Annotated in this window: 18 protein-coding genes; 13 read left to right on the top strand and 5 right to left on the bottom strand. The window is 50.5% G+C overall.

The annotated features are described in order from the left end of the window. Positions 1–2: 2 nt before the first annotated feature. The gene (locus tag ACYVIY_RS09375; RefSeq protein WP_460976063.1) at positions 3–1,301 is read left to right on the top strand and encodes an anthranilate synthase component I family protein; all 1,299 of its coding nucleotides are present in this window, start codon (positions 3–5) and stop codon (positions 1,299–1,301) included. Between the two features lie 95 nt (positions 1,302–1,396). Here ACYVIY_RS09375 and ACYVIY_RS09370 read toward each other — a convergent pair whose 3' ends face one another. After that, complete coding sequence (locus ACYVIY_RS09370) at positions 1,397–1,762, bottom strand: hypothetical protein (RefSeq protein WP_460976062.1); 366 nt, start codon at positions 1,760–1,762, stop codon at positions 1,397–1,399. A gap of 338 nt (positions 1,763–2,100) precedes the next feature. Here ACYVIY_RS09370 and ACYVIY_RS09365 point away from each other — a divergent pair, with 338 nt between their 5' ends. The 3 genes from ACYVIY_RS09365 (at position 2,101) to ACYVIY_RS09355 (ending at position 6,053) form a co-directional block, all read left to right on the top strand. Continuing rightward, positions 2,101–4,968, top strand: coding sequence for a TonB-dependent receptor domain-containing protein (locus ACYVIY_RS09365; RefSeq protein WP_460976061.1), 2,868 nt, complete (start codon positions 2,101–2,103; stop codon positions 4,966–4,968). Between the two features lie 51 nt (positions 4,969–5,019). After that, on the top strand, positions 5,020–5,775 hold the full coding sequence (locus tag ACYVIY_RS09360; RefSeq protein WP_460976060.1) for a GLPGLI family protein: 756 nt from the start codon (positions 5,020–5,022) through the stop codon (positions 5,773–5,775). Between the two features lie 104 nt (positions 5,776–5,879). Then, positions 5,880–6,053: a hypothetical protein gene (locus ACYVIY_RS09355; RefSeq protein WP_460976059.1), complete on the top strand. Its 174-nt coding sequence runs from the start codon at positions 5,880–5,882 to the stop codon at positions 6,051–6,053. Positions 6,054–6,202: 149 nt separating this feature from the next. Here the strand turns inward: ACYVIY_RS09355 and ACYVIY_RS09350 are convergent, their stop codons facing one another. Both ACYVIY_RS09350 and ACYVIY_RS09345 read right to left on the bottom strand, forming a co-directional pair. Beyond that, complete coding sequence (locus ACYVIY_RS09350) at positions 6,203–9,688, bottom strand: ThuA domain-containing protein (RefSeq protein ID WP_460976058.1); 3,486 nt, start codon at positions 9,686–9,688, stop codon at positions 6,203–6,205. 291 nt (positions 9,689–9,979) lie between these two features. Continuing rightward, complete coding sequence (locus ACYVIY_RS09345; protein ID WP_460976057.1) at positions 9,980–10,768, bottom strand: META domain-containing protein; 789 nt, start codon at positions 10,766–10,768, stop codon at positions 9,980–9,982. Positions 10,769–10,939: 171 nt separating this feature from the next. Here ACYVIY_RS09345 and ACYVIY_RS09340 point away from each other — a divergent pair, with 171 nt between their 5' ends. Further along, positions 10,940–11,848 carry an LEA/WHy family protein gene (locus ACYVIY_RS09340; RefSeq protein WP_460976056.1) on the top strand — a complete coding sequence of 303 codons (909 nt, stop codon included), beginning with the start codon at positions 10,940–10,942 and terminating at the stop codon, positions 11,846–11,848. Positions 11,849–12,033: 185 nt separating this feature from the next. After that, positions 12,034–12,618 carry an HD domain-containing protein gene (locus ACYVIY_RS09335; RefSeq protein ID WP_460976055.1) on the top strand — a complete coding sequence of 195 codons (585 nt, stop codon included), beginning with the start codon at positions 12,034–12,036 and terminating at the stop codon, positions 12,616–12,618. Between the two features lie 5 nt (positions 12,619–12,623). Here ACYVIY_RS09335 and ACYVIY_RS09330 read toward each other — a convergent pair whose 3' ends face one another. After that, on the bottom strand, positions 12,624–14,150 hold the full coding sequence (locus tag ACYVIY_RS09330; RefSeq protein ID WP_460976054.1) for a serine hydrolase: 1,527 nt from the start codon (positions 14,148–14,150) through the stop codon (positions 12,624–12,626). A gap of 468 nt (positions 14,151–14,618) precedes the next feature. On the opposite strand from ACYVIY_RS09330, the gene ACYVIY_RS09325 reads away from it, so the two are divergent. Both ACYVIY_RS09325 and ACYVIY_RS09320 read left to right on the top strand, forming a co-directional pair. Beyond that, positions 14,619–17,516, top strand: coding sequence for a PAS domain-containing sensor histidine kinase (locus ACYVIY_RS09325; protein ID WP_460976053.1), 2,898 nt, complete (start codon positions 14,619–14,621; stop codon positions 17,514–17,516). A 160-nt stretch (positions 17,517–17,676) separates the two neighbouring features. Then, positions 17,677–18,099 (top strand): response regulator, encoded by a 423-nt coding sequence (locus ACYVIY_RS09320; RefSeq protein ID WP_460976052.1) that lies wholly within the window; start codon positions 17,677–17,679, stop codon positions 18,097–18,099. A 449-nt stretch (positions 18,100–18,548) separates the two neighbouring features. Here ACYVIY_RS09320 and ACYVIY_RS09315 read toward each other — a convergent pair whose 3' ends face one another. Continuing rightward, positions 18,549–19,946 carry an MFS transporter gene (locus tag ACYVIY_RS09315; RefSeq protein ID WP_460976315.1) on the bottom strand — a complete coding sequence of 466 codons (1,398 nt, stop codon included), beginning with the start codon at positions 19,944–19,946 and terminating at the stop codon, positions 18,549–18,551. A gap of 353 nt (positions 19,947–20,299) precedes the next feature. On the opposite strand from ACYVIY_RS09315, the gene ACYVIY_RS09310 reads away from it, so the two are divergent. The 5 genes from ACYVIY_RS09310 (at position 20,300) to ACYVIY_RS09290 (ending at position 24,362) form a co-directional block, all read left to right on the top strand. After that, on the top strand, positions 20,300–21,436 hold the full coding sequence (locus ACYVIY_RS09310) for a Gfo/Idh/MocA family protein (RefSeq protein WP_460976314.1): 1,137 nt from the start codon (positions 20,300–20,302) through the stop codon (positions 21,434–21,436). A gap of 87 nt (positions 21,437–21,523) precedes the next feature. Beyond that, entirely contained in the window at positions 21,524–22,669 is a 1,146-nt protein-coding gene (locus ACYVIY_RS09305; protein ID WP_460976051.1) for a Gfo/Idh/MocA family protein, read from the top strand. A 39-nt stretch (positions 22,670–22,708) separates the two neighbouring features. Next, positions 22,709–22,945: a DUF433 domain-containing protein gene (locus tag ACYVIY_RS09300; RefSeq protein ID WP_460976050.1), complete on the top strand. Its 237-nt coding sequence runs from the start codon at positions 22,709–22,711 to the stop codon at positions 22,943–22,945. Then, on the top strand, positions 22,945–23,313 hold the full coding sequence (locus tag ACYVIY_RS09295) for a DUF5615 family PIN-like protein (RefSeq protein ID WP_460976049.1): 369 nt from the start codon (positions 22,945–22,947) through the stop codon (positions 23,311–23,313). The genes ACYVIY_RS09300 and ACYVIY_RS09295 overlap by 1 nt, the downstream gene beginning before the upstream one ends. Further along, the gene (locus ACYVIY_RS09290; RefSeq protein ID WP_460976048.1) at positions 23,310–24,362 is read left to right on the top strand and encodes a sugar phosphate isomerase/epimerase family protein; all 1,053 of its coding nucleotides are present in this window, start codon (positions 23,310–23,312) and stop codon (positions 24,360–24,362) included. The genes ACYVIY_RS09295 and ACYVIY_RS09290 overlap by 4 nt, the downstream gene beginning before the upstream one ends. The last annotated feature ends 111 nt before the right edge of the window (positions 24,363–24,473 follow it).

The raw sequence follows: 24,473 nt of genomic DNA, 5'->3' as shown, positions 1-24,473 counted from the left end.
CGATGAGTAGCCGACGCGTTTCAATCCCAACTAGTGACACCTGGCGTTGGCGGGCGCTGGCCTGGGCCGTTGCCCAACAAGCCGATGACGCTGGATTCGTCGCTTTTTTAGCGAACAACGGCATTCAATATCCGAACAACCCGTTTCCAAACCGATTATTTGTCGGGGCGAAACGGGTTGTTTCGTTTTCAGGAAACGATTTATTCCGGGACTTACACGAAGCTCATCAACAGCGGCCGTCCTATCTGGTTGGTTACATAGCCTACGACGTAAAGAACCAGCTCGAACAGTTAAGCAGTCGTAACCCCGACCGACTGGGATTTCCTGAAGTTTATTTTGTAGAACCAGCCTGGGTGATCGAATTTGAAGATGGGGCGGTACGTATTCACGGTGAAGGCGACGTTGAGGCCGTTCTTGAAGCGATCCATCACACGGAGCCCATCACAACCCCGCCCGTCCTGAAGCCTCAGTCGGTGCAATGCCGGGTGTCGCCCGAAGCGTATCAGGCTGCTGTCCAGCGCATTCAGGCGCACATTCGGGAGGGCGATGTGTATGAGTTGAATTATTGCATCGAATTCTTTGTAGAGCAGACTCAGATAGACCCCTTGGCTACGTATTACGCCTTAACTGAGCGGTCGCCCATGCCGTTCTCGGCGTTTCTGAAGGTAGGTGATAGGTACGTACTGGGCGCATCGCCAGAGCGATTTCTTAAGAAAGAAGCCGACAGACTTATCGCTCAGCCTATCAAAGGCACCGCCCGGCGGGGGCTGACCCCGGCCGAAGATCAGCAGCTTCGGGAGCAGTTGTTCCGGTCGGAAAAGGAACGGGCCGAAAATTTAATGATTGTCGATCTGATGCGTAATGACCTAGCCCGGAGCGCCAAAACCGGTACGGTGCAGGTCGATGAACTGTTCGGCATTTATGGGTTTCGGCAGGTGTACCAGATGATTTCAACGGTTTCGGCTACACTACGTTCGGGGGTGACATGGGCGGATTCGATTCGAAACGCGTTTCCGATGGGCAGTATGACCGGCGCTCCTAAGATTCGGGCGATGGAGCTAATCGATGAGCTGGAGGTGAGCCGCCGGGGGCTGTATTCAGGCACCATTGGTTACGTAACACCAGCCGGTGATTTTGACTTTAACGTGGTGATCCGGTCGTTACTGTACAATGCCGAGAGTCGGTACGCATCATTTTCGGTAGGCAGCGCCATTACGTATGATGCCGATCCCGCTCAGGAGTGGGAAGAATGTCTGTTAAAAGCGCGGGCTATACGTAACGTATTGGAAAACAAAGTTTAGCTCAATCCAGCCCGGCTCTAACGGGTAACTATATCAATAATAAACCCCACCAACTAGGCAGTTGGTGGGGTTTGTTGGTATCTGTATGTAAGCGATTACCGCGGTGGGTTGCTCGTAGAGCCAGAACCTGTGGAGCCACTGCCCGATGATGAACCGTTTGACGTCGAGCCGTTTCCGGACCGCTTCATTGCGCCTGTTTTCGATGAACCATTGTGCATTGCTTTTGAGCCAGACGTACTGCCTGTCGAGCCGGAACCACTGCGCATGGAGCCCGACGATCCGGAATTCATGGTTGAACCTGAGGTCGATGAACCGGTTGAGCCGGAACCTGTTGTTGAACTGCTGCCCGACCGGCCGGAATTCTGTGTACTACGGTTACTACTGCTACTGCCTCCCTGTTGGGCCATTGCCGAGCCTGCCAGTAGCAAGGCTACCGACAGCATTGTCATTGTCTTTTTCATAGTTGAAACGTTGTGTTTAAGTCGACGTCGTATTGTCAACCTATCAACCCTATATATTAATGTCAGTTTATTAAAATGTAATAAAAAATAGGTAACGGCGTAGCAAGGCTTCCTTAAAATAAATTGTCGGTAAACGCTTATGGAATTTGATACAAGAAAGACTCTTTATCTATACGTGTGCATTGATAAAAAAGTGAATATTACTTAAAATCAGCGAGTTAAACCATTTACGAAAATAACTACTATATTTTTAGTTAAAAATCGTTAATCAGGTACCGTGTAACCGTTTTGCCAGTAGTTTTGCCCTTAATCATCCATTACCTAAACCTTCTCTTTTCATGAAAAACCTTTTCTTAGTCGCCGTACTAAGTCTGCTGACGGCTGCGCTCTTTGCCCAAAGTCCATCGGCACCTACCCGATTTTCGTTACAGGGGCGAGTAGTTGATACGTCAGCCGCTCCCCTAGCATCGTCGACGGTGATGCTGCTCAATCCGAAAGATTCGTCACTGGTCAATTTTGGGCGGGCGGATGACAAAGGTGCTTTTACGTTCAAAAACTTGAAAGCCGGTACGTATCTGTTGAAGATTTCCTTCGTTGGGTTTATTCCCTACAACCAGGTGGTAAGCCCCAATGGAGAGGCTGCGGTAAACCTCGGCGACCTGAAACTGAAACCCATTACGAAGGAACTGTTCGAGGTGGTGGTCAAAACGGCGAAGGCTCCCCTGACGATCAAAGGTGATACGATTGAGTACAACGCCAGTTCGTTTAAGGTGCCGCCCGGCTCCACCGTCGAGGATTTATTACGTAAACTACCCGGCGTTCAGGTTGATCAGGATGGCAACATTCGGGCGCAGGGGCAGGAGGTGAAGAAGGTAACCGTAGACGGTAAAAACTTCTTTGGCAACGATCCGAAGCTGGCTACCAAGAACTTGCAGGCCGAAGCTATTACGAAAGTGCAGGTCTACAACGACAAAACCGAGCAAGCCAAGCTGACTGGTGTTGAAGACGGCAAAAAAGAGAAAACCGTTAATCTTGAACTAAAGGAAGAGTTTAAAAAAGGCGGTTTTGGTAAGATTACCGCTTCGGCCGGACCAGCGTCCAACAACCTGCCCGCGCGGACGGAGGTGAAGGGGAACTACAACAAGTTTGATTCCAAGCAGCAGCTTTCGCTGATCGGTTTGGGGAACAACACAAACCAGCAGGGCCTATCCTTCAACGACTATCAGGACTTTAGAGGCAGTAATTCGTTCAACTGGAACGACAACGCCGACTTTGGCTTCAGTAGTGGTGGGCGGTTTATTTACTTCGGCAACGATGACGACGAAAGCCTGGGTATTCCGGTTGATGGCCGGGCCGGTCGGGGTTTCTCGAACAACGTAGCGGCCGGAGCTAACTATAACTACGATACGAAAAAAACGAAGCTGAGCACAAGCTACTACTACAGCCAGACCCGCCTGGAACTCGATGCGTTACGTAACCGCCGGAATTTCCTGCAAAGCGGATCGTTCCGTACTGAAGAAACCAGCAATCAGGTTAATTTCAACGGTAATCACCGCGTTAGTCTGCGGTTTGAGAAGGCACTCGATTCGCTGAATACGCTTGTGTTTGTGAACAATAGTCGGCTAAACAACGGCAACGCCAGTCTGTTCACGCGGCAGAATCTGTTTCGGAGCGCGGGTACCGGGTCCACGGCCGCTGAAGTACCGTCTACCCGAAATACAACGGACAATCGTAATAACTCGCAACAGTTCGGCTCGGCTAATTCGCTCATTTACCGGCTGAAATTCAAAAAGAAAGGTCGGTCATTCGCGGCCAGCGCGTCGTACCAGGTTAATACCAACGATGCCAGTCTGGCTTTGAACGCCCGTAACGAATTTCTGGAAGCCACCAACGTGAACGACCAGCTGCGGGTTATTCGGCAGGATCAGGGTACCAATAGCCTTCGCAATGAATACAAAGCCAGTCTGCTGTACGTAGAGCCGTTTGCCAAGAAGTTTTTCTGGGAAAGCTTTTACAATTTCAGCCTGCGCTACGATGAGGTCGACCGCGATGTGTTTAATGTGGGTGACGTAAGCCGGGTACGTAACGATTCGCTCAGCCGGTATTACAAAAACAACTATCTGTTTAATCGGATCGGCAGCAGCGTTCGGTATTCGTACAAAGGATTGAACCTGTCGGCTGGTGCAGCGGGGCAACAGTTTACGCTTGATGGTCGATACGCGGCCGACCAGACCTCAACGGCGTTCAATTTCATTAACCGTACGTTCACCGCCTTTATTCCCAACGTGTCGTTGAACTATGACATGAAGAACAACAAATACTTATATGGTGGATACGATGTCAACGTACGCATTCCGTCCTCGCGGGATCTCCAGCCCATTATCAACAACACGAATCCGCTGTTTATCAACGAAGGAAATCCAAATCTGCTTCCCGAACTGCAGCACAATCTGAACGCCGGTTTCAGCTATTTTAACCCTGGTAGCTTCACGAACTTCTTCGCCAATCTCTACGGTACGTACTACGTCAATCAGATTGTGTACAGCCAGTTCGTTGATCCGCAAACGCTCATTACCCGGACGCGCCCGGAAAACCTGACGGGTGGGCGTAACCTGGGTTCGTACGCCAGTTTTGGGTTTCCAATCAAGAAAACAAAGGTTACGCTTAACCTGAATACTAACCTGAGTTTTGGACGTAACCTAACCAACGTCAATAATATCCTGAACGTAACGAATAGCCAGAACGTGAACGTCGGTACGCGACTGGACCTGACGCCGACCGAGTGGTTTACGTTCTACGGCAATGCCAATATCGGCGTTAGTAACACGCGCTATTCCATAAATTCGGGTCAGAACCAAACCATCATCAATAACAACTTCAGTGGGGATATGAATCTGAAACTCCCCCACGATTTTTACATCAGTACGAGTCTTAATTACCGGGTCTATAAAAACGATCGGTTTGGCTTCGATCAGCGAATTCCACTCTGGAACGCTTCGGCTTACCGTATTCTGGGCAAGGCGAAAAAAGCCGAGATACGTCTGTCGGCGGTTGATCTGTTGAACCGGAACATAAACGTAACGCAATACGCGGGTCAGAACTTCGTACAGGATGAGCGTGTATCGACGTTGGCACGCTACTTCTTACTGAGCTTCTCATACAACATGCGCGGGGTGAAAGCGAACATGCGCCGGGAAGGTTATTAATTATTCATTAGTTTCAACGAAGCATTCAGGTCCATACTAATTCATGTATTCATGAGATTGATATTCTTATTACTTATTAGCGGCTGGCTGATCGGTACAACCGCCATCGCCCAGAACACCGAAGGCGTCGTGTCGTACAAGCGCAAAACGCATTGGATCAAAATCATCAGCCGGATGACCTTCCTGAGCCAGGAGGAGAAAGACCGGGCGGCTCAAACCTGGAAGAATTACGAGGAAGAAAATAACGCCGAGAAGATGAAGCTGGCGTTTAGCCCCAACGAAAGCTTATACACCTACGCCAGCGAGTCGGGCGAAACGGATGACGGGAGTTACTCGTGGCGAAATTCGGAACTGAAGCTGTACCGTAATTTTGAGAAAGACAAAAAGATCGACATTGTGGAAATGCTGGGGAAAACGTACGTCATCGATGATTCGCTGCATACGCCAGTCTGGAAAATTGGTAATCAGATCAAGGAAGTCGCGGGCTACATCTGCATGAAAGCGGAAACGGAAGACCCGATCAAGAAGCAAAAAATTACGGCCTGGTTTGCACAGGATATTCCGGTACCTGCCGGACCGGAGCGTTACAACGGTCTGCCGGGCCTGATTATGGAACTAAGCCTGAACGATGACGTAGTAATTGAAGCAACCGGAGTAGCCTTCCGGAAACTGACCCCCGATGATCTTAAGCTACCCAAACTAAAAGGTAAGAAGATTAATGATGCCGCCTATGACACCCTGATCAAGCAGCACATTGCCGAAAGTATGGTGGCTCATCGTAACCCCTACTGGGCTATCCGATATTGACAGAGGACTGGCTACGCAAAATTAGAGTAAACAGCTGGCTTTGTAAGCTTAATGCAAACAATGAAATTCCTTTCTCGTGTTTTTCTATAATCAACTAAGAAGCAATGGATATATTTCAAGTGCTAGCCAGCTGGGCTCGTTGGATGTTTGATGCGTTTGGCGTGAACGTCATTCTGAAGAAAATAGCACAAATTTTTACCAGCAAGAGCGGGGAAGATAACGGATCAGGTAATAATTCGCTAACTAGCCCAGAACTTCCACAAGCTGGATACGTCTAAGAAAAGTAAACCCGGGTTTCGATTGTAACCGGCTAACGGCTAGAGTGTAAATCACGTTAATTAGACTGTTTGCCGGTCTGTACAACTTACTCACACGCAAAAAGCCCCGACATGACTGCCGGGGCTTTTTGCGTATTGATAAAGACAATTTATTTGCCTTGACCAGTGCTGCTGCCTGAATTGGCAGATGCTCCCTGAGCCATGAACTGAAGCTTGTCGACGGCAAAGAGTGGCTTTTGACCCGCATTAGGATTGACGAATACAAAATACACTTTGTGCATGCCGCTGGCCGACTGCCGGAAAGGCATCGTAACCATTCCGGACGAGCCTTGCTTTACGTCGGCTTCGCCCAACAGCGTTCCCGTTGGTGAATCCAGACGAGCTTCGAGCTTACCACCCGCTGTGCGGTCGTCGGCGCTGAACGCATTGGCTGCTATACTTTGAATTCCGGTCAGATCCAGATCGTTGAAGGCCAGATAGCTACCCGATTTGAGTCCAATGGCGGCTGCACCAAGTTTTGGAATGTCTGCCTGGTAAATATCCTGTTTCGCATCTGCCGTAACAGCTTTCACAGTCGAGGAACGTAGCGCGATGGTATTCGAACCGGTCTGTGGCCCAATCACTGAGCTACCTTTATCCGTATAACTAGCGGTGAAGATGTACGAACCGTCTTTTTCTTTTGGTTTCGCTACGTACGTGCCTTTGAGTGGCTGCTTGTCGATTTTCTTCTTATCGCCCAGCGACAAAATGTAGCTCACCATCTCTTTGGCTTCGTCTTCTTTCAACTGTGGGTGAGCGCTCATCGCCTGCTCTCCCCAGTTACCACCACCACCCGCGATAACTTTCTTGGCCAGTTGGTTCACAATGGACGCCCGGCGTTCTTTCGAATAGCGTTCAGCTACTGCTACGTAAGCGGGGCCAACCGATTTCTTATCGATGCTGTGGCAGGCTTTGCAGTCGCTCAACTCGATCAGACGCCGACCCGTGGCGAAACCGGTGTTGGTCTGGTGCCCTTGAGCCAGCATCGCCTTGTCGAAGCCTTCCATGTAGTTAACCGTAACCGTGACATCTTCGGGGCTGATTTTGCCAGCCGCCAGCGTACCATCTTCCTTGTCGGCTACCTTCACTTCGTAATCGATCGGCTTATTGTCGAAGTAGAAGGTTTTGTTGCCTTTTATCGCTACTTCAACTTTTGGCGCGTCGTTACCGACTTTAATCTCCATCGTCTTCGTTGATACGTTGCCTTTGGCGTCCGTTACTTTCAGCGAAGGCTGATAGATACCGGGCTTAGTGAACGTAATGGTCGGGTTTGCCTGCGTGCTCTTCGGCATTCCTTTACCAAAGCTCCATTCATACTTGATGGCGTCGCCGTCGTAATCCATCGATCCTTTGCTGGAGAAAGCTATTGTAAGCGGAGCGGCTCCAACCACTTTGTTTGCGCTGGCTGCGGCAATTGGCTGGCGGTTACCAGCGTTGTAGGTAATTTGAACGAGCCGGGCGTCGTCATTCTGCGCAAACCAGTTGGTACCGTATTCGAGCATCCAGAGTGAGCCGTCTTTGGCAAACTGCATGTCCATCGGGTGGTCGAATTTCGTGTTTGGCATGAATTTCTCCATCTTCACGAAATCGCCATTTTCGTTCATCGTAACCGGATTAATCCAGCCACGCATCCATTCGTAGGCGAAGAACTTACCGTCATAATGACGCGGGAACTTTACTGGGCTGTCGGCATAATCATCGTAATAATATACCGGTCCGCCCATGGCGTTACGGCCACCTTTGCCCACAATTTCACCGAACTCAGGCGAGTCAGCATAAGGGTAATAGATAAACGCTTTCTGTGCTGGTGGTAACTCTTTGAGCCCGGTATTATGCACCGAATAGTTTATCGGCTTCGCTGGATCGTTGGATGGACCCGAGGTACTGTCCGCAAAATTGAACTGACGATACGGTTTGTTATCGGCGATGAACAGCGGCCAGCCGAAATAACCGGCTTTGCGAGCCTGGTTTACTTCGTCGTAGCCACGAGGCCCGTATTTATCAATGTTCTCACCCGCGTCGGGACCAACTTCGCCCCAGTACACATAGCCTGTGCGCTGGTCAACCGAGATACGGTACGGGTTGCGGTGTCCCATCGTGTAAATCTCCGGGCGGGCATTGGGTGTACCTTTCGGGAACAGATTTCCCTCTGGAATATCATATCCACCTTCGGCCCGCGGCTTAATCCGTATGATTTTACCCCGCAGATCGTTCGTATTGCTGGACGAGGACAACGCATTGAACTTTTTCCGGCCTGGTCGGTCGTCGCTCGGCGAAAAACCTTTCGAATAGAAGGGGTTCGTGTTGTCGCCTGTGGACAAATACAGATTTCCCTGTTTATCCCAGGCAATGGAGCCTCCCGTATGGCAGCAGTCGTCTCTGTCGTAGGTCCGATTTTCGGTTACCGTCAGCAGAAGTTGTTCGGTGTTCAGCAGCAGTTCATTTTTGGCATCGTCCCACTTCATCCGCACCAGCCGGTTGTTCGAATCTGGCTTAACGGCTGAGTAGTACAGATACACCCATTTGTTTTCGTTGAATTTCGGGTCGACGTTCAACCCCATCAGGCCGTATTCACGGTCGAAGTGTACGGGTACGTTCGCAACCACTTTATTGGTTTTCGTATTTGCATCGTACATCTTAACGGCACCTTTGCGCTCGGTAAACAGAACTTTACCGTTATCCAGCACAACCAGTTCTGTTGGCTCATCGAGTTTCTCCATCAGCACGTGCTTCATGAAGCGGTTCTCCTCGGGGAAAGCCTGCGTTTTAGCCTGGCTATACTTCAAATCTTTCGCCATCACCGACTTGATACCGCCTAGCAGGTGCTGCATGAACAGCGGTTCGCTATACGACTCGTCGGTATGGCCTCCGCCGGTGTAGAACGACTTACCGCCGTCGAATTCGCGGTACCAGATGAACGGGTGATTGTCGCCATTTTTGCCACCTTCGTAGGTGCTCTCGTCTAATTTCGCCAGGACTTTGATGTCCTTAACGATGCTTTTGTAGCTGTATAGCTCATCGAAGCGTTTCCAGACGTCGGGTAGCATTTGGGTAGATGGGTGGTTTTTGTCCAGCACCTTAATGTCTACGTTCTGCTGTTTTGGGTGGTGCAGAAAGTAAGCGCCCACCAACTGGTTATACCACGGCCAGTCGTACTCGGTGTCGGCGGCTGCGTGCACACCAACGAAGCCTCCTCCGGCCTGAATGTAGCGCTCAAAAGCGGCCTGCTGCGCGTCGTCCAGTACGTTGCCGGTGGTACTCAGCCAGATCACGGCCCCGTACCGCTTCAGGTTGTCTTCCGTAAACTTAGATGCGTCCTCTGTCGTGTCGACCGCAAAGCCATTCTCCTGGCCTAACTTCATAATTGCGCGTCGACCGACCGGAATTGATGCGTGCCGGAACCCTTTTGTTTTAGAGAACACCAGCACCCGATTAAGGGCAGTGGGTTCGCCTTTTGTTGCTGCTGACTGAACTGTAGCGGACTTAGCGGCTACAGCCCGCTTCGCAGGCGTCTGCGCCCAGGTAGTACCGAGCGTAGATACGGCCAACACACCCGCCAGTAAAAGAGGACGAGTGGGAAGCATGAATTGTTTCATGGGAACGAGAAATTAAGCTTACAGGTTGCGCTAAAAACGTTGACTTATTTTAATGCGCGATAGGCATTAAACAAGAAACAAATGTAACAAAAAAGCTAGTCTATCCGAAACAATAATTCTTCTAAATAGACCTATAGCGAAGCTTTATAATCCGTCATCACCGATTCGCCGGGAAAAACAGAGGCAAAGCGAAGTTTAGAGCCCATCGGTTGTCTGCAACGATACGTACTCGTGCTGTAGTGGAATGCTGATCCGATAAATCCCAAATAGCTCAGCCGGTCTCTGATTGGATTAGTCGACCTTTTTGAATACCATGACGGCTTCATTTCCTCGCAGCAAAGTCAGCCGTGCTTCGCCGATACGGTAGGATAACGGCTCATTCAACGCGCTGAGCAAATCACCTTCCAGCGTACCTACATCACCCGCACAGGCCATCTTGGTCGTGATGAGCGGGCCGAATAAAACCCGGCGGCTGTCGGCCTGAATCCGGCCCGTAAGCCGGTTGCATCCGGTTGTGCCGGTAACCTGCCCTTCGGTGAGCCGGATTTCCAGACGGGGCGCTTCGCCTTGTCCACTGGGAACCGCGATGCGTTTGCCTTTGAAGTCGCTTAATACCCAGATGTCCTGCAACAAGGCCAGCTGCCGCAGCGACACGCCACAACCGACGTAGTGTTTTCCCCCAACGTCAACCTGAACCCGATAGTCCATCCGCTGACCCGATCGCTTGTCAATGCAGCTATCGGGGGCAAACGTAATTTTCATCCGTTCAGTCTTGACGGGTACATCGAAATAAAACGAGCCGTCGGAATCGATTATTCGTTCGGGCACCGACGTATTGATCGATTCGTCGGTGCCCGCTTTAAACTGAAGCCCATTTTTGCTGGGATTAACAGTCAATGTCCAGTTGGGACTTTCGCCATGCGCCACCAACTCATCACCTGCTTTAAGGAAACGGGTATAGTCGGCCACGGAATCCGCCGTTGATTTTTCGGCGATGGGTGTTAACGTAGCGGCCAACTGTTTCGATGGCCGTCGGCAACTGGCGAAAAGCAGGATGATGAAAAGCAGGGACGTCCGCATGATTTTGGTTGTTTAGCGCATCGGATTGGTTATCATATAGGTTAAGCCTGGCTGGAAAGGTTTAACGATACGTTGAAATAAGCCGGTTGCGCTTGAGGTCCTGTTACCTCATAACTGAAAACAGTCGTCAGCCAGCAACTGTTATGGTTACTTATCACGACGCACAACGGTATGAAAAAGGGATGGATCATTGCACTTGGGCTACTGCTGCTTGGTGCCCTAGGCGCTTATATCTGGTATAACCGACTGAAGAGTAACGCAGCCGCTGAAGGTGGGGCGTATGACGATACGCTCAAGCCCCGGCTGGAAATGAGCACTATGGAAATCACCAACATTGACGACGACGTGATTACCATGAACCTGAAAATGCTGATCGACAATCCGCTGCCGGTTGGGTTTAAGGCCAACCGACTTCGCTATACGGTGTATATGGCCAAAACGCCCATCATGGAAGAGTCGTATGACAAAGCAATTGAAGTTAAATCGGGCGACAGTACGTTGGTAATGATACCGGCCAAGCTGTATATTAAGCAGCTAAACACGGTCCTGAAAACGCTTGATCGAAAGGATATTGACAACACTACTTACGGCGTTCGGGCCGCCTTCGACCTCGACGTACCGATTCTGGGGGACCGAACGTTTACCCAGACGTTCGAAAAGCGGTTGCCTACTTTCTATGTTCCGAAAGTGAAAATCGACGACATTGACTTCGGCAAACTTGGCTTGAAGCAAACCGATGTAGCCGCCAAAGTGAACATTACGAACGAGAACAAATTTCCGTTCTCATTCACGGATACGCATTACACCGTCTCAATCGATGGCAAGCTAATTGCCGAAGGCGACCAGCCGGAGCCAGTTCTGATTAAAGCGCAGGGGACAACGCCCGTTGTATTTCCGGTCACGATGAAACCGGGTAAAACGTTGGGTCTGGTGCCTAAAATGCTGTTCGATAAGAAGGATACTCCTTTTCTGGTTACATTCAAGAGTAAACTCGTCAGTAAGGACGACAACCCCATGTTCAGTAATAGCCAGATGAACACGACAGTTCGCGGTAGCCTGGCTGATTTTAAGAAAGATTAAGAGGGCATTTTGTTGACGTGTGGCCTTATGGAGTTGTAATCGCTTTATAAGGCCACACGCTGTTTATTGGAGTAAGTTACTGCGCAACAAACCGTTGCCGGACCGACTTTTTTGAGGACGATTTTGACAAAACAAACTTTCTTTTCGTACTTAGTCGATACCATTTAGTTGTAATCGATTGAGTTATGAACGTTGCGGGAGCCGAGCAGTTTGCCTTGTCGACGTTAGCCGCCGGGCTTTCGCCAACGCTGTATTACCACGGGCTTCATCACGTACTCGACGTAGTGGAAGCGGCCAGTCGAATTGCGCAGGCCGAACAAATCACGGATGCCGAATCACTTGATCTGCTTAGAACAGCCGCCCTTTTCCATGACGTTGGCTTCATTGCTACGTATAGTGGCCACGAAGAGTGGGGCTGCCAGTACGTGCGGGACGTATTACCACGCTTTGACTATACTCCGGCGCAGATTGATGTTGTCTGCGGTATGATTATGGCAACCCGCGTTCCTCAGTTTCCGCAGACCAAACTCGAACAAGTCCTGTGCGATGCTGATCTTGACTACCTAGGTCGCGACGACTTTAGACCGATTGCCCGTTCATTATATGACGAATTGCTTGTTCGTGGAGTTGTAGCCGACGAAGCCACCTGGAATCAGACGCAGATTAAATTTCTGGAAGGTCACAGCTACTGGACAGCTAGCTCCATTGCCAGCCGCCAACCGGGTAAGGAACAGCACCTTCGGGCACTCCGGGCGCTCGTTACGTCCTGAAGAGCCTATTCATTACGTCCTGTTTTCGTGAATAGATACGGGTCGTACTCCACAAAATCGCTGGCTTTAATCACTACGCTTTTCACCGTTTTACCAGCCACATCAAATTTGGTCGGAAATACGCCAAACGCCTGATTGGAATACGTCATCCGGAACGTGTTGTCGTCCATGTAATCGAGCTGGGCGGAGAGGTTGGGGTGATTCTGAAACGTTACCTTCAGACCGGCTCCGTCGGGCACAATCGAAATGGTTCCGTACAGTTCGTTCTGATACGTACCAGTATAAGCCGTCAGGGGCAGTTCAGATTTGGTACGTCTGGCAACCCGTTCGGTCATTGCTTTCAGCTCCTGCTGCTGCTTTTGGTCGTCCTGTCGGGCACCCGTCAGGAACAACCGGCTGCGGTCGGTGTAAGGAACACCCAGATACGCATCCAGAATCTGGTAACGTAGCGCTTCAAAGAAACTTTGATTGTCCTGGTTAGTCAGGATGGTAATGGCCAGTTTTTCTTCGGGTACGAAGCAGGTATTGGTCACGAAACCAAACGCGCCACCCGTGTGCCAATAGACCTGACGCCCGTTGTAATCGGTCATCAATACACCTAAGCCATAGGTCCGCACGTGCGTCGGAAACGCGCCCGATTTGCGACTGCCGAGCAACGTATTGGCGTCCCGCGTTTTCTGAACCACCGACCAGGGAAGTACGGGCTTGCCGCCAAAGCGTCCGCTGTCCAGCTGCATCATAAGCCACTTGCTCAGGTCTTTCACACACGAGACCATGCTGCCGGCCGGGGCCAGATTATCAATATTGTCATACGGAATGCGTTTCAAGCTGCCGAAGCTGGTCGTGTAGGGGCGGGCGATGTTAGGTCGGTTCTCGGCTCCAGCCGTTAGCATATAGGTATTGGTCATTCCCAGCGGCTTTATGATGCTGCTTTCGACGTATTGTTCCCAGAGTTGTCCAACCACTTTTTGCAGGACTTCGCCCGCTGTAACAAACCCGGAGTTGCAGTAGCCGTAATCCTGCCGAAATTCGCCCGTGGGTTTTAAGAGCCGCATTCGCCGAACGATCTCCGTACGGGGTAGATTCGAATCCCAGAAGGTGAAGTCGCCCTGAAACGTTTTCGTACCCAGTCGGTGGCAGAGCAGGTCGCGCAGGGTAACCAGTTGCGTAGCGGCCGGATTGTACAGTTTATAATCGGGCAGGTATTTTGTCACTTTATCGTTCAGCGATAACTTTTTCTCGTCTTCGAGTTTCGCCATGGCTGAGCCGGTGAACAGTTTCGAGTTCGATGCAATAAAGAATAGCGTATTCTCGTCGACCGGCTCATTTTTCCCAACTTCCCGAACGCCGAAGCCTTTGGAAACGATAACTTTTCCGTCTTTAACAATGGCGATGGCCAAACCGGGTATCTGCCAATCGGCCATACCCCGCTTAACATAGGCGTCGAGGCTATCCGCCACAAAAGCAGGCTGCCGTTGCGCGGAAACGATAAGCGGAAACGTAACACAGAGGAAGAGGAACAGCTTTTTCATGCCGGAAATTAAGGGTTTATGGTGTATTCGGAGGTACCGCTTACGAACTGACTTACACCCGCTCAGATAAGGGAGCATCTCATAGGCGTCAGCAGTGAACAAGAACAATTCGAATTCAATATTAATCGGGAAATCACCTCAATCTGTAAATTTTCTTTCGCAAATCAGAACGCTAATCTGATGAATCAAATCGAACGGGTAGTGAGACTTACTTTCGGATGATTAACTTCTGTCAAGGTGTTAATAATGAGTATGTTGTACGTGGGGCCGGACTAAGGGAGCCTAGCTGTTAATCGAACCTAGATCTTATGAACGAGTGTAGGATAGCAGGTCTATGAGCGGGTAAGGTTCGGTAGCAGTACGTATAAAAGAAGTCCCCGTGCATCCGAAAAGCTCCTTGTTTTGTTTATCTATAACTTGCACTCATCTTACGTAACCAATTGCTTGAAACCTACTGATACCACTAACATGTCCTTCCTGAACGGAGGAGGAGAGATGGGCGAGCTAACCCGCCATTACGACTGGTCTGCAACCGCTCTTGGCGGCTTTGAGGAATGGTCTCAGAGTCTGCGTACGGTGATCAGTATGATGCTCAGGTCCCGCTTTCCCATGGTCGTTTTCTGGGGAGCGGATCTGATTACCTTCTACAATGATGCCTTTCGGCCCAGTCTGGGCAGTAACGGTAAACACCCCTCTTCTTTAGGGCAGCCTGGGCACCAAAGCTGGGCCGAATCCTGGCCAGTCATCGGACCAATGATTAATAGCATTCTGGCGGGCGGAGAAGCTGTCTGGTTTGAAGATCAGAAGTTACCCATCTACCGGGATGGTCAGATGGGATATGCCTATTGGACGTATAGCTTTAGTTCGCTCACCGACGATAAGGGGGCAATACAAGGTGTTTTAGTAACCTGTACCGAGACTACCCAGGCGGTTGAAAGCCAGAAACAATTAGCTGAAAGCAACGAGGAGCTCGCCTTTGCCATTGAAGCTACTGAACTGGGTACCTGGGATTTGAATCCCAGTTCGGGTAAATTCAGGGCTAACGCTCGCCTGAAAGAGTGGTTTGGCTTAAAACCTGACGACGAGGTATTGCTTTCCCAGGCTATGAACGTAATAGCCGCCGAAGATCAGCAACGGGTGGCCGCCTTAATTGAGCAGGCGCTTGACTACGCATCGGGCGGACGTTATGATACCGAGTACACCATTATTCACCCTCACACGCGCCAGCCACGACGAGTTCGGGCTAAAGGCCGGGCCTGGTTTACGGAGGAGCAGCGGGCGTACCGCTTCAATGGCACCTTGCAGGATATTACCCAGCGCAGTCTAGCCGAAAAGACTGTGCGCCAGAGTGAGGCCCGGTTCCGTTCGCTAGTTGAGGAAGCTCCCGTGGCTACGGGCTTATTTGTGGGTCGTGAGCTGCGCATCGAACTGGCGAATGAGGTGATGATCGACCTGTGGGGTAAAGGACCATCGGTCGTTGGCAAGCCCCTGGCTGAGGCCTTACCCGAACTCGCCGACCAGCCTTTTTTTGATATTCTGGATCAGGTGTTTACCACTGGTGAAGCCTATAGCGCGCAGGGTATGCGCGCTGATCTGGTCGTGGACGGCGTGCTGGATACGTATTACTTTGACTTTACCTATAAGCCGTTACGTAACGAAGACGGGGAAGTGTACGCCATTCTCGATATGGCTGTCGATGTTACCGGTCAGGTCAAGGCGCACCAGCAACTGGAAGAAAGTGAGTGGTTTTCCCGCAGCATCATTGACCATTCACCCATCGCAAAAGTGGTGTTTGTGGGTGAGGACATGGTCATTGAGCGGATCAATCTGAACATGCTGCACATACTGGGTCGTGATGCGTCTATCATGGGTAAACCATTTATGGAAGCGATACCTGAACTGCTCGACACCCCACTCATGGATCGCCTGCGCCATGTGCTTAGTACCGGAGAGACGTTTACGCAGCCTGAAGAAAAATTCAACCTGGTCCGGTTTGGCGAGCCCTACACAGGTTATTTTCAATACATATACAAAGCTCTAAGCAATCCCGCCGGTGAACGGTACGGGGTTATTGTAACGGCGAGCGAAGTGACCGCGCAGGTGGTAGCTCGCCAGCAGCTGGAAGAAGCGCAGGCTAACCTGCAGGGGGCCATCGAGTTGGCTCAGCTGGGTACCTGGGAACTGGACGTAGCGACGGGCCAGTTTCATTACTCGGATACCATCAAAGCCTGGCTGGGCTATGATCAGTTGTCGGTTGACTATTCCCAATTGCTTACTCCCATTCACCCCGATGATCAGCAAACGGTAATAGCGGCCATTCAGGAAGCGCTGCGGCCCGGCTCGGAAGGGATCTATGACGCAGAATACAGACTCGTTGCGTATGTTACGGGCGAGGAGCGAGTGGTTCACGCCCGTGGAAAAGTTCTCATTAACGAGGAGGAGGAGGTCTATAAGCTGGTAGGAACGGCTCAGGACGTTACCCACCAACGGCAGTTGCAGCGGGAGCTTGAACGTCAGGTTCAGGAGCGTACGCAGGAGCTGGCGGTCATAAACGAGGAACTTATGTCGGCTAATGAGGAGTATGCCGCTATTAATGAAGAACTGGCCGCTACGTTAGAAGAGCTTTCCGAATCCAACGAACTCTTGCAGCGCTCGAACGAAAACCTGCAGCGCTTTGCTTACGTAGCGTCGCATGATCTACAAGAGCCGTTACGTAAAATTCAATCCTTTGGTGATCTGCTGAAGAAACGGCATAGCGACGTAGTTGACGAGAACATCGACTATCTGGAGCGGATGCAGTCGGCGGCCAGTCGCATGTCGACGTTGATCAAAGATTTGCTTAACTACTCCCGCATCTCGACGCAGCAGGAGAGCCGTGAACTGGTCTCGCTGGAGCAAATCGTGCGAATGGTTCTGGGCGATCTGGATTTGATCATCGAAGAAACCGGAGCCCAGGTCGTCGTTGAGTCCCTGCCGACGGTGATGGGGGACAGCCTGCAACTGGGGCAGCTATTTCAGAATTTGCTGAGTAATGCCTTGAAGTTCCGGCGGGAGGGAGTGCCTCCTCTGATTGAGGTAAGTGCTAAACAACTGACGGCTGAAGACCTGCCTGTGGGCATTAAACCCTTCCGGAAAGCAAGTCGGTATCATTTAATTGAAGTGGCCGATAACGGCATCGGTTTCCATGAGAAGTACCTCGACCGCATGTTTGAGGTGTTTCAGCGGTTACACGGCCGAAGTGCGTATGAGGGCACGGGCATTGGATTGGCCATTTGTGAAAAGGTCGTGACGAACCACGGCGGAGCGATTACCGCCAGCAGTCAGCCGGGTCAGGGCGCTACGTTCAGGGTGTATTTACCGGCTTGAGCTAGTGATCCTGGTGGTATAGAATGGGTCTGACAAAGAAATCAACGCTTTCCCGGCAACTAGTATCGTCTGCGCATTTCGCAGGTTCAGATAAACCTATTGGGAGTAAGCGCGTTTGGTAGTATATACGTCTCCCGCTACTAACCCATACCACTACGCTATGATCACGCAAATGCCCATCATCTATATTGAAGACGATCCTGATGATCAGCACTTAGTGCATCGGGCTTTACAGGCTGCGTCGATTGCTAATCCCGTGCGTTTCTTTACGGATGGCCCGCAATTGCTGGCTTATCTACGAACGACTGCCGAGCAGCCCTTAGTTATCCTGTGTGATGTCAGAATGCCTGGTATGGACGGCTTTGAGATTCGGGATCAGATTGAAGCTGACGAGGAGCTTAAAGCAAAAGCAGTCCCTTTTGTTTACTTCTCGACCTGGGCCAACAAAGCCCTGATTAAGCAAGCTTATCAGCGGACTATTCAGGGCTATCACCGAAAAGGAAAGAGCTTTGACGCCTTGCAAAAAGAGTTGACCTTAATTGTCGCGTATTGGACGAGCTGTTTACATCCAAACAGTTTTTGAGCCGAATCTGGAATTGCCACGGCCGTCCATCGACCGGCGACCATTCTGAGAAAAGTAGGTTCTCACTTTGGAAATTCTGCACACCGGTGTCGGTCCCTGGATTCTGATTCCCAGAATGGTGTGGTACAAAGGCAGTTGCTCGTTCAATAAGATCCGCAAATACGTTATTAACGACATTCAGATACATTACGCCTTTACCTGCCTGAAGAGTTTGTAGGGTGGCGTATACGCTAGCGGTATCTTCATTAATCGCCATACCAGATAGACCCCGCTGGTAACGCTGTCAAAGACACTGCGATTTTTACTGGAACGGATTCCATTCCTGCTCTTACAGTTGCAAGTCAACCTGAAAAGGCGGATAGTCTCAGTTAGAGAAGCTCTAAAACGAAATGCCCTGAACTCGGCCGAGTTCAGGGCATTTCGTTTTCAAAGATATTGGTCGTAAGGAGCTAGAGTTGAGGCTGTTCCAGCACAACACTTTCATCAACGTGACCAGCCTTGCGGTTTCGCATCCAGAAGAACAGAATGATGAACGCAACGATTAGAATAATCGGGAATGTAGTCATTTTAGTCAACGTAGCCTGCCCAGCCGCCAACTCCAACTCGTTGCCAACTTTACCAGTGGTAGCTTGCACTGCCCGCTCTGCGTCAATCCAGCGGCCAATGATGGGCTGGAAAATCGAGGTCGAAAACATACCAACGCCACCCACAATCGACATGCCTAACGCGCCACTTTGAGGAATGCGCTCAGCAATGAAGCCAATCATAGTTGGCCAGAAATAACAAACGCCAACGGCGAAGAAAATAGCCGCTACATATGCCATTGCGCCCGTTTGCGTACTGAATAGGTAGATGCCGATAGTGGCGAAAATAGAGCCACCCAACAACACACCTGTATGGTCAATCCGGTGAATAATAGGGCCGCCGAAATACCGACCAACGGCCATAATCCCAGTTGTCAATGCCAGAATGATCAATGGTTGGGCACCTGATTTGCTCATAATAATGCCGACCCACTGCTGGGGTCCAAATTCCGAGATAGCCGTCAAGGCCATACAGCAGAACATAAATAAGAACAAACCACCGAAAAACAAGTAAATGCCAATCATAGCCGACAGTAAGGCAATAACATTGATCGTGACACGAATGCTGTCAGAAACCGCAAGCCAATCAAAATCAATTGCCAGTTTGAGCATAAAGCACACGGCTGCAAGAATCAGAGCACCACGGGCAATTGGTGATGTTCTTAGTCCTTGAGTGGACGCTTCATTGCTAGATTTTGGGAACGCCTGACCGAAGAACAGGAAGGCGTAGGTGATTGCTGGAATGATGATGACCCAAACTTGGGCCTGCCACGATAAATTTAAATTTGCTGGTCCCATAACCAGCGAAATCAGGCTACCGACTACAATGCCACCGGGGAACCACATGTGGAATCGGTTAAGCATTTTATTCATCTGACTGCCTGTATACATATCGGCAATCATTGGATTACAGGCTGCTTCTGTACAGCCATTGGCAATTCCAATCAGCAACGTAGAGATAAGAAGCGTACCATACCCACCTGCATAAATCGTTAATAAAATACCGGCCATGTGGCAGAAAAAGGCCACTTGCATAATTACCTTCGGCCCAATGGAGTTATACACCAGCCCGCCAACAATCATTGAAATAGGAAAGCCCAAAAACCACATTGAATTAATAAAACCTAACTGTTCGGCAGAAAGATTGAGTTCCGTGCCTAACTGAGGCAGGATGCCGGCCCGGATGCTAAATGAAAAGGCCGTTGTGATAAGGGCAAGACAGCTAGCCAAGAACAGTCGAGAAGGATTGACCGCTGAGCTTATCGGCTGGTTAAGGGTTTGATTCATGTCTGCAAAAGGGATTTAGTGGTTATAGTTAGTTCAACGAACAAAAGACAACAGGCGGTCTAAAACTCCCCGTTTATACGTCGTATTTGTGCGAAATTTCCGAAAAAAAAGTAAAACCGCTAATTTCCGGCCGCAAAATTTAGAGTAGGTTCCGCCAGCATTGTTCTTGACATTAGGGCGTCTAGCCGGTCAGCTTTTCTGGAGTTGCTACATCAAATTTGCCTTGAGGCAGCGCTGGTTCAGTTTCTGTAGTACCAAGTCGTTCATAATCAATTGTAAGTATCGTTAACAAACACTCAACTCAAAGCACAATGCATAGAAAATTGCGAATGGGCCAGGTAGGGGGAAGCCTCGAAGCGTTTATTGGGGCAGTTCACCGCCGGGCCGCAAATTTTGATGGTGAAATCGAACTGATCTGTGGTGTTTTTAGCTCGTCGCCCGAAAAATCGAAAGCTACCGGCCATAGCCTTTATCTGCCGGAAGACCGCGTGTACACGTCGTTTGAAGAGATGATTGAGCGGGAGAAGGCCCTGCCTGAAGGCGAGCGTATGGATTTTGTATCGATTGTTACGCCTAATCACCTGCACTTTCCACCGGCCAAAATGGCACTCGAAAACGGCTTTCACGTCATCTGCGACAAGCCAATGACGCTGAATCTGCAGGAGGCAAAAGAGCTGGCTGAAATCGTCGAAAAATCGGGACTGGTGTTTGCGCTGACCCACAACTATACGGGCTACCCAATGGTAAAAGAAGCGCGCGACATGGTACGTAACGGCAAGCTGGGAACCATTCGGAAAGTGGTCGTTGAATACCCGCAGGGCTGGCTTTCCAAAAAAGAAGAGGATAACAACTACAAACAGGCTATCTGGCGGACTGATCCGGCGAAATCGGGCGCTGCTGGCTGCATGGGCGATATTGGTACCCACGCCGAAAACCTGGCTGAGTACGTTACGGGTCTTAAGATTGAAGAACTTTGTGCCGATTTAAGTACGTTCGTGCCGGGTCGCCAGCTCGACGACGATGGGAACGTATTACTTCGGTTCGAAGGCGGAGCTAAAGGCGTACTGCACGCCAGCCAGATCAGCAACGGTGAAGAAAACGCCCTGAAAATATTTGTCTACGGCGAACTCGGTGGTCTGGAGTGGCATCAGATGGAGCCAAATACGCTGAAGTATAAAACCCAGGAGGGTCAACGGATTATCCGGCCGAACGTTGGCGAAAATTCTGCTGCGGCCAAGGCCCACATTCGCCTTCCATCTGGCCACCCCGAGGGATTCTTTGAAGCCTTCGCGAACATCTATCGCAATTTCGCCTTTGCGATACGTGCCCGGGCAAATGGTCAGGAACCCGATCCTGTCTATGACTTCCCGACGGCAAAGGACGGCGTTCGTGGCTTAGCGTTCATCGAGACCGTGATTGCCTCAAGCCAGAACGACTCAACCAAGTGGACTAAATTTGTTGAATAGTGATTATCCGGACGGCCACGTCCGGGTCTACTAGTAATCCTATCCTCTTGCCCGGACGTGGCCGTCTGAGCTACTAACGCAAACCCAATGCAAAAAATCAATGTCGGTGTTGTTGGCACCGGATTCATCGGACCTGCGCATATTGAAGCCCTCCGTCGCTTGCCCAATACGAACGTAGTCGCGCTCTGCGAAGTGACGGCAGAACTGGCCCGTCAGAAAGCCGATCAGCTTGGTATTGAACGGTCGTATACGTTTGATGAGCTGCTTAAGCAGGACGACATTCAGGTTGTCCACATTTGTACGCCTAACTTCCTGCATTACGAACAGTCCAAAGCGGCTTTACTGGCGGGTAAGCACGTCGTCTGCGAAAAACCGCTGGCCAAAGACCTCCACGAAGCCAAAGAGTTGGTTGAACTAGCGGCTCAGACCGGCCTGGTCAACGCGGTGCATTTCAACCTGCGTTACTATCCGCTGGTTCGTCAGATGAAAGCTATGCGGGAGAAAGACGATCTGGGCGAGGTATATTCCGTAATTGGTTCGTATCTGCAGGATTGGTTGTTCTACGACACCGATTACAACTGGCGTCTGGAGCCCGACAAGTCAGGTGATTCAAGGGCTATTGCCGACATTGGTTCGCACCTGATGGATAGCCTGGAATACATCACAGGCTTGAAGACAGTAGCCGTTATGGCCGACTTCAACACGATTCACAAAGTGCGGAAGAAGCCATTGAAGCCCGTTGAAACCTATTCGGGCAAGATGTTGCAGCCAGAAGACTATGCCGATGTGCCTATCAATACCGAAGACCACGCCAACGTACTACTCAAGTTCGATAATGGCAACCGGGGTGTGATTACGGTATCGCAGGTGTCGGCCGGACGAAAGAACCAGATGAAACTGGAAATTGCCGGTTCGAAGAAAACGTTTGCCTGGAATTCGGAAGCACCCAACGAAATGTGGATCGGTAACCGCGACGGTGCCAACGAATCGTTCATGCGCGACCCAGCCCTGGTTCATCCCGAAGCTCGTTCGGTCATTTCGTTTCCTGGTGGTCACAACGAAGGTTTTCCGGATACGTCGAAGCAGCTGTTCAAGGAAGTGTACGACGCCATCGCGGCCGGCAAACAGCCCGAAAATCCAACCTTCCCAACCTTCGCTGATGGCTACCGCGAGCTGCTTATCTGCGAGAAAATTCTCGAAAGCAACCGCAAGCAGGCGTGGGTAGAAGTGTAAACGTGTTATTTGATAAGGACGGTTAATCTATTGTAAGTCATGCAGTATCAAGCCAAGTACAACAACATTATTACAATTGAACCTGGCAAGCGCGGTGGTAAGCCCTGTATTCGGGGAATGCGGATTACCGTTGGCGATGTCTTAGGATGGTTAGGAGCAGGGAGAACAGTAGAAGAAATTATTGATGATTTTCCTGAGCTTACCCGTGAGGATATTCAAGCTGCGCTACTCTTTGCTGCCGATCGTGATAACGGCACACTGCTGATGGCTGCGTGATGCGACTGTTGCTTGATCAAAATATCTCCTTTCGTGTGGTAAAACAGTTGAAGTCCATGTTCCCGGAAGTTATAGGTGTTCGAGAATGCGGACTTTACAACGCCGACGACTACCAGATTTGGGAATACGCTTTACAGAACAAGTATACGGTTGTTACCTTCGACAAAGACATTCCAGCCATTGGTTCTGTAAAAGGATTCCCGCCCAAGATCATTTGGCTACGTACGGGCAATTTGAGCAACCAAGCGGTTGTATCTCTCTTTGTCGATCACGCTAATGATATCATCGCTTTTGTTGCAAATGATAAAAAAGGGTGTCTGCTGGTCTATTCCGGCTTCGCTCCTTCAGACCCAACTACAGAACTATGAAAACAATGAAAGGCCCGGCCATATTTTTGGCGCAGTTTTTGGGTGACCAAGCCCCTTTCAATTCGCTTGATACAATTGCCAAGTACATGGCCGACCTCGGCTATAAAGGCATCCAGATTCCAACCTGGGACCCGCGTATGATTGACCTGAAGCAAGCTTCGGAGAGTCAGACGTACTGCGATGAGTTCAAAGGCAAACTGGCCGACATCGGCGTGGAAATTACCGAGCTAGCTACACACCTGCAAGGGCAGCTAGTGGCCGTTCACCCGGCTTACGGTTCGATGTTCGATGGCTTCGGCCCGGCAGAACTGGCGGGTAAGCCAAAAGAGCAGCAGGCGTGGGCTACCGACCAATTGATCATGACCGCCAAAGCCAGCAAAAACCTTGGCTTACAGGCTAGCCCTACGTTTTCGGGCGCCTTGCTGTGGCCGTTCATTTATCCCTGGCCGCAACGTCCGGCGGGTCTGGTCGAAACGGGATTCAAAGAACTAGCCGACCGCTGGTTACCTATTCTGAATGCTTACGACGAAGCGGGCATTGATCTGGCGTATGAGTTGCATCCCGGTGAGGATCTACACGACGGTATTACGTTCGAGATGTTCCTGGAGCACACGAACAACCACCCACGGGCGGGTATTAACTACGATCCGAGTCACTTCGTATTGCAGCAACTGGATTATCTGCAATTCATTGACTTCTACCACGAGCGGATCTACGCCTACCACGTGAAAGACGCTGAGTTTAATCCAACCGGTAAACAAGGTGTGTACGGTGGTTATCAGGGCTGGGTTGAGCGCGCGGGCCGCTTCCGTTCGCTGGGTGATGGTCAGGTTGACTTCTCGGGTATTTTCTCCAAACTGGCTCAGTACGACTACGACCGCTGGGCCGTGTTGGAGTGGGAATGCGCCATGAAGCACCCGGAGCAGGGAGCTGCTGAAGGAGCACCATTCATCGAACAGCACATCATTCGTGTTACCGAACGCGCGTTCGACGACTTCGCCGGAACCGGTGCCGATGAAAGCTTCAACAAGAAAGTATTAGGCTTGTAATCGACAGCACCGCCAACTGATAAAAAGCTCCGGTCTACTAAATAAGTGCCGGAGCTTTTTCAATTACGTGTGTTTGTAAACGCCAGGCCTCTAAATAGCGGTTCAGTACGT

This window comes from Spirosoma knui, from assembly GCF_054780635.1.
This window is presented reverse-complemented; position numbering and strand designations above follow the sequence as displayed.